The organism is Streptomyces sp. Ru62 (assembly GCF_002920615.1).
Lineage (GTDB): Bacteria > Actinomycetota > Actinomycetes > Streptomycetales > Streptomycetaceae > Streptomyces.
The window spans coordinates 1-6065 of sequence record NZ_PQSU01000074.1 but is presented as its reverse complement, the minus strand read 5'-3'; the positions used below and the strand labels follow the sequence as shown (position 1 = coordinate 6065).

General features: G+C 55.4%; 4 protein-coding genes and 3 pseudogenes. 5 read left to right on the top strand and 2 right to left on the bottom strand.

Annotated features, from left to right (window positions below):
- A pseudogene (locus C3492_RS43540) lies at positions 1-207 on the bottom strand (hypothetical protein); the annotation flags it as partial.
- Between the two features lie 64 nt (positions 208-271).
- Between C3492_RS43540 and C3492_RS43535 the strand changes: the two are divergent.
- A complete protein-coding gene (locus tag C3492_RS43535; protein WP_000165985.1) occupies positions 272-463 on the top strand; it encodes a Rop family plasmid primer RNA-binding protein in 192 nt (63 codons plus the stop codon).
- 1136 nt (positions 464-1599) lie between these two features.
- Entirely contained in the window at positions 1600-2415 is an 816-nt protein-coding gene (locus tag C3492_RS43515) for an aminoglycoside O-phosphotransferase APH(3')-Ia (RefSeq protein WP_000018329.1), read from the top strand.
- A 694-nt stretch (positions 2416-3109) separates the two neighbouring features.
- On the opposite strand, the gene C3492_RS43510 is transcribed toward C3492_RS43515, so the two are convergent.
- Complete coding sequence (locus C3492_RS43510; protein WP_103818082.1) at positions 3110-4171, bottom strand: bifunctional oligoribonuclease/PAP phosphatase NrnA; 1062 nt, start codon at positions 4169-4171, stop codon at positions 3110-3112.
- A 109-nt stretch (positions 4172-4280) separates the two neighbouring features.
- Here C3492_RS43510 and C3492_RS43505 point away from each other — a divergent pair.
- The 3 genes and pseudogenes from C3492_RS43505 to C3492_RS43490 form a co-directional block, all read left to right on the top strand.
- Positions 4281-4565: pseudogene (locus tag C3492_RS43505) on the top strand (MFS transporter); the annotation flags it as partial.
- Positions 4566-4644: 79 nt separating this feature from the next.
- A complete protein-coding gene (gene lacI, locus C3492_RS43500; protein ID WP_000805902.1) occupies positions 4645-5727 on the top strand; it encodes a DNA-binding transcriptional repressor LacI in 1083 nt (360 codons plus the stop codon).
- 49 nt (positions 5728-5776) lie between these two features.
- Positions 5777-6065: pseudogene (locus C3492_RS43490) on the top strand (hypothetical protein); the annotation flags it as partial.

Here is a 6065-nt window from a genome sequence, read left to right as displayed (position 1 = left end):
AGCGCCCTGCACCATTATGTTCCGGATCTGCATCGCAGGATGCTGCTGGCTACCCTGTGGAACACCTACATCTGTATTAACGAAGCGCTGGCATTGACCCTGAGTGATTTTTCTCTGGTCCCGCCGCATCCATACCGCCAGTTGTTTACCCTCACAACGTTCCAGTAACCGGGCATGTTCATCATCAGTAACCCGTATCGTGAGCATCCTCTCTCGTTTCATCGGTATCATTACCCCCATGAACAGAAATCCCCCTTACACGGAGGCATCAGTGACCAAACAGGAAAAAACCGCCCTTAACATGGCCCGCTTTATCAGAAGCCAGACATTAACGCTTCTGGAGAAACTCAACGAGCTGGACGCGGATGAACAGGCAGACATCTGTGAATCGCTTCACGACCACGCTGATGAGCTTTACCGCAGCTGCCTCGCGCGTTTCGGTGATGACGGTGAAAACCTCTGACACATGCAGCTCCCGGAGACGGTCACAGCTTGTCTGTAAGCGGATGCCGGGAGCAGACAAGCCCGTCAGGGCGCGTCAGCGGGTGTTGGCGGGTGTCGGGGCGCAGCCATGACCCAGTCACGTAGCGATAGCGGAGTGTATACTGGCTTAACTATGCGGCATCAGAGCAGATTGTACTGAGAGTGCACCATTGCGGTGTGAAATACCGCACAGATGCGTAAGGAGAAAATACCGCATCAGGCGCTCTTCCGCTTCCTCGCTCACTGACTCGCTGCGCTCGGTCGTTCGGCTGCGGCGAGCGGTATCAGCTCACTCAAAGGCGGTAATACGGTTATCCACAGAATCAGGGGATAACGCAGGAAAGAACATGTGAGCAAAAGGCCAGCAAAAGGCCAGGAACCGTAAAAAGGCCGCGTTGCTGGCGTTTTTCCATAGGCTCCGCCCCCCTGACGAGCATCACAAAAATCGACGCTCAAGTCAGAGGTGGCGAAACCCGACAGGACTATAAAGATACCAGGCGTTTCCCCCTGGAAGCTCCCTCGTGCGCTCTCCTGTTCCGACCCTGCCGCTTACCGGATACCTGTCCGCCTTTCTCCCTTCGGGAAGCGTGGCGCTTTCTCATAGCTCACGCTGTAGGTATCTCAGTTCGGTGTAGGTCGTTCGCTCCAAGCTGGGCTGTGTGCACGAACCCCCCGTTCAGCCCGACCGCTGCGCCTTATCCGGTAACTATCGTCTTGAGTCCAACCCGGTAAGACACGACTTATCGCCACTGGCAGCAGCCACTGGTAACAGGATTAGCAGAGCGAGGTATGTAGGCGGTGCTACAGAGTTCTTGAAGTGGTGGCCTAACTACGGCTACACTAGAAGGACAGTATTTGGTATCTGCGCTCTGCTGAAGCCAGTTACCTTCGGAAAAAGAGTTGGTAGCTCTTGATCCGGCAAACAAACCACCGCTGGTAGCGGTGGTTTTTTTGTTTGCAAGCAGCAGATTACGCGCAGAAAAAAAGGATCTCAAGAAGATCCTTTGATCTTTTCTACGGGGTCTGACGCTCAGTGGAACGAAAACTCACGTTAAGGGATTTTGGTCATGAACAATAAAACTGTCTGCTTACATAAACAGTAATACAAGGGGTGTTATGAGCCATATTCAACGGGAAACGTCTTGCTCTAGGCCGCGATTAAATTCCAACATGGATGCTGATTTATATGGGTATAAATGGGCTCGCGATAATGTCGGGCAATCAGGTGCGACAATCTATCGATTGTATGGGAAGCCCGATGCGCCAGAGTTGTTTCTGAAACATGGCAAAGGTAGCGTTGCCAATGATGTTACAGATGAGATGGTCAGACTAAACTGGCTGACGGAATTTATGCCTCTTCCGACCATCAAGCATTTTATCCGTACTCCTGATGATGCATGGTTACTCACCACTGCGATCCCCGGGAAAACAGCATTCCAGGTATTAGAAGAATATCCTGATTCAGGTGAAAATATTGTTGATGCGCTGGCAGTGTTCCTGCGCCGGTTGCATTCGATTCCTGTTTGTAATTGTCCTTTTAACAGCGATCGCGTATTTCGTCTCGCTCAGGCGCAATCACGAATGAATAACGGTTTGGTTGATGCGAGTGATTTTGATGACGAGCGTAATGGCTGGCCTGTTGAACAAGTCTGGAAAGAAATGCATAAACTTTTGCCATTCTCACCGGATTCAGTCGTCACTCATGGTGATTTCTCACTTGATAACCTTATTTTTGACGAGGGGAAATTAATAGGTTGTATTGATGTTGGACGAGTCGGAATCGCAGACCGATACCAGGATCTTGCCATCCTATGGAACTGCCTCGGTGAGTTTTCTCCTTCATTACAGAAACGGCTTTTTCAAAAATATGGTATTGATAATCCTGATATGAATAAATTGCAGTTTCATTTGATGCTCGATGAGTTTTTCTAAGAATTAATTCATGAGCGGATACATATTTGAATGTATTTAGAAAAATAAACAAATAGGGGTTCCGCGCACATTTCCCCGAAAAGTGCCACCTAAATTGTAAGCGTTAATATTTTGTTAAAATTCGCGTTAAATTTTTGTTAAATCAGCTCATTTTTTAACCAATAGGCCGAAATCGGCAAAATCCCTTATAAATCAAAAGAATAGACCGAGATAGGGTTGAGTGTTGTTCCAGTTTGGAACAAGAGTCCACTATTAAAGAACGTGGACTCCAACGTCAAAGGGCGAAAAACCGTCTATCAGGGCGATGGCCCACTACGTGAACCATCACCCTAATCAAGTTTTTTGGGGTCGAGGTGCCGTAAAGCACTAAATCGGAACCCTAAAGGGAGCCCCCGATTTAGAGCTTGACGGGGAAAGCCGGCGAACGTGGCGAGAAAGGAAGGGAAGAAAGCGAAAGGAGCGGGCGCTAGGGCGCTGGCAAGTGTAGCGGTCACGCTGCGCGTAACCACCACACCCGCCGCGCTTAATGCGCCGCTACAGGGCGCGTCCCATTCGCCAATCCGGATATAGTTCCTCCTTTCAGCAAAAAACCCCTCAAGACCCGTTTAGAGGCCCCAAGGGGTTATGCTAGTTATTGCTCAGCGGTGGCAGCAGCCAACTCAGCTTCCTTTCGGGCTTTGTTAGCAGCCGGATCTCAGTGGTGGTGGTGGTGGTGCTCGAGTGCGGCCGCAAGCTTGCCAAGGGCCCGTGCGAGCGCCTGTACGACGTCGTCGGCCGAACCGGTCGCGGAGTATCCCGCGGCGTGCGGATGACCGCCACCGCCGAACGCGCTGGCGACCGACGCCAGGTTCACCGACTTGGCACGCATCGAGACCGACCAGTGCATCGGTTCGATCTCCTTGAACACCGCGGCGACCTCGGCCTGCTGCGTGGTGCGCACGATGTCGACGATGCTCTCGACCTCTTCCGGCCGGGCCTCGGACCACTCGTCGTGCGGAACGACGGCGTAGACGAAGCCCCGGCCGTCGAGTGCGTCGGGCAGCAACCGGGCCGTCGCGAGAACCCGCGACAGCATCGGCAGCCACGCGAACGGATGCGTGTCGAGCAGGGTGCGGCTGATCGACGCGTTGTCGACGCCGAGTTCGACCAGCCGGGCCGCGAGCCGGTGGGCACGCGCCGTGGCCCAGCGGAACGACCCGGTGTCGGTGGTCAGCCCCGCGTACAGGCAGTGGGCCACCTTTTCGTCGATGGGTTTGCCCCACGCGTCGAGGAGTTCGGCCACGAGCATCGTGGTCGAGTCCGCGGAAGGGTCGATGTAGTTGGCGGTGCCGAACAGTTGGTTGGACGCGTGATGGTCGATGACCAGCACCTCACGCCCGGGACCGGCGAGCCCACTGAGCGCGCCGAGCCGATTGATGCTCGGTATGTCAACGGTGACAACCAGGTCGGCGTCGCGCCGCATGGCCTCCGGAGCGACCAGCAGATGCCCGCCGGGCAGCGACTGAAGAGACTCCGGCAGCTGCGCGGGGGTCGCGAACGACACCTCGACGTGCTTGCCGGATGCGGCGAGCACCTGCGCCAGGGCGAGCCCGGCGCCGATGGTGTCCGCGTCCGGATAGACGTGGCAGATGACACTGACACTCGATGCCGCGGTCAGCAGATCAGCGGCACCACGGGCGTCGACGCGCGCGCCGGCGATCTGGGCGTCCGGACCGGTCAGCAGACCGGTCTTGGGATCGGTTGTCGTCACCGCCATGGTATATCTCCTTCTTAAAGTTAAACAAAATTATTTCTAGAGGGGAATTGTTATCCGCTCACAATTCCCCTATAGTGAGTCGTATTAATTTCGCGGGATCGAGATCTCGATCCTCTACGCCGGACGCATCGTGGCCGGCATCACCGGCGCCACAGGTGCGGTTGCTGGCGCCTATATCGCCGACATCACCGATGGGGAAGATCGGGCTCGCCACTTCGGGCTCATGAGCGCTTGTTTCGGCGTGGGTATGGTGGCAGGCCCCGTGGCCGGGGGACTGTTGGGCGCCATCTCCTTGCATGCACCATTCCTTGCGGCGGCGGTGCTCAACGGCCTCAACCTACTACTGGGCTGCTTCCTAATGCAGGAGTCGCATAAGGGAGAGCGTCGAGATCCCGGACACCATCGAATGGCGCAAAACCTTTCGCGGTATGGCATGATAGCGCCCGGAAGAGAGTCAATTCAGGGTGGTGAATGTGAAACCAGTAACGTTATACGATGTCGCAGAGTATGCCGGTGTCTCTTATCAGACCGTTTCCCGCGTGGTGAACCAGGCCAGCCACGTTTCTGCGAAAACGCGGGAAAAAGTGGAAGCGGCGATGGCGGAGCTGAATTACATTCCCAACCGCGTGGCACAACAACTGGCGGGCAAACAGTCGTTGCTGATTGGCGTTGCCACCTCCAGTCTGGCCCTGCACGCGCCGTCGCAAATTGTCGCGGCGATTAAATCTCGCGCCGATCAACTGGGTGCCAGCGTGGTGGTGTCGATGGTAGAACGAAGCGGCGTCGAAGCCTGTAAAGCGGCGGTGCACAATCTTCTCGCGCAACGCGTCAGTGGGCTGATCATTAACTATCCGCTGGATGACCAGGATGCCATTGCTGTGGAAGCTGCCTGCACTAATGTTCCGGCGTTATTTCTTGATGTCTCTGACCAGACACCCATCAACAGTATTATTTTCTCCCATGAAGACGGTACGCGACTGGGCGTGGAGCATCTGGTCGCATTGGGTCACCAGCAAATCGCGCTGTTAGCGGGCCCATTAAGTTCTGTCTCGGCGCGTCTGCGTCTGGCTGGCTGGCATAAATATCTCACTCGCAATCAAATTCAGCCGATAGCGGAACGGGAAGGCGACTGGAGTGCCATGTCCGGTTTTCAACAAACCATGCAAATGCTGAATGAGGGCATCGTTCCCACTGCGATGCTGGTTGCCAACGATCAGATGGCGCTGGGCGCAATGCGCGCCATTACCGAGTCCGGGCTGCGCGTTGGTGCGGATATCTCGGTAGTGGGATACGACGATACCGAAGACAGCTCATGTTATATCCCGCCGTTAACCACCATCAAACAGGATTTTCGCCTGCTGGGGCAAACCAGCGTGGACCGCTTGCTGCAACTCTCTCAGGGCCAGGCGGTGAAGGGCAATCAGCTGTTGCCCGTCTCACTGGTGAAAAGAAAAACCACCCTGGCGCCCAATACGCAAACCGCCTCTCCCCGCGCGTTGGCCGATTCATTAATGCAGCTGGCACGACAGGTTTCCCGACTGGAAAGCGGGCAGTGAGCGCAACGCAATTAATGTAAGTTAGCTCACTCATTAGGCACCGGGATCTCGACCGATGCCCTTGAGAGCCTTCAACCCAGTCAGCTCCTTCCGGTGGGCGCGGGGCATGACTATCGTCGCCGCACTTATGACTGTCTTCTTTATCATGCAACTCGTAGGACAGGTGCCGGCAGCGCTCTGGGTCATTTTCGGCGAGGACCGCTTTCGCTGGAGCGCGACGATGATCGGCCTGTCGCTTGCGGTATTCGGAATCTTGCACGCCCTCGCTCAAGCCTTCGTCACTGGTCCCGCCACCAAACGTTTCGGCGAGAAGCAGGCCATTATCGCCGGCATGGCGG

What these genes read in the sequence shown, in the direction of transcription:
- C3492_RS43515 (WP_000018329.1), top strand. Translation starts at nt 1,600, where the DNA reads ATGAGCCATATTCAACGGGAAACGTCTTGCTCTAGGCCGCGATTAAAT.
- C3492_RS43510 (WP_103818082.1), bottom strand. Translation starts at nt 4,171, where the DNA reads ATGGCGGTGACGACAACCGATCCCAAGACCGGTCTGCTGACCGGTCCG.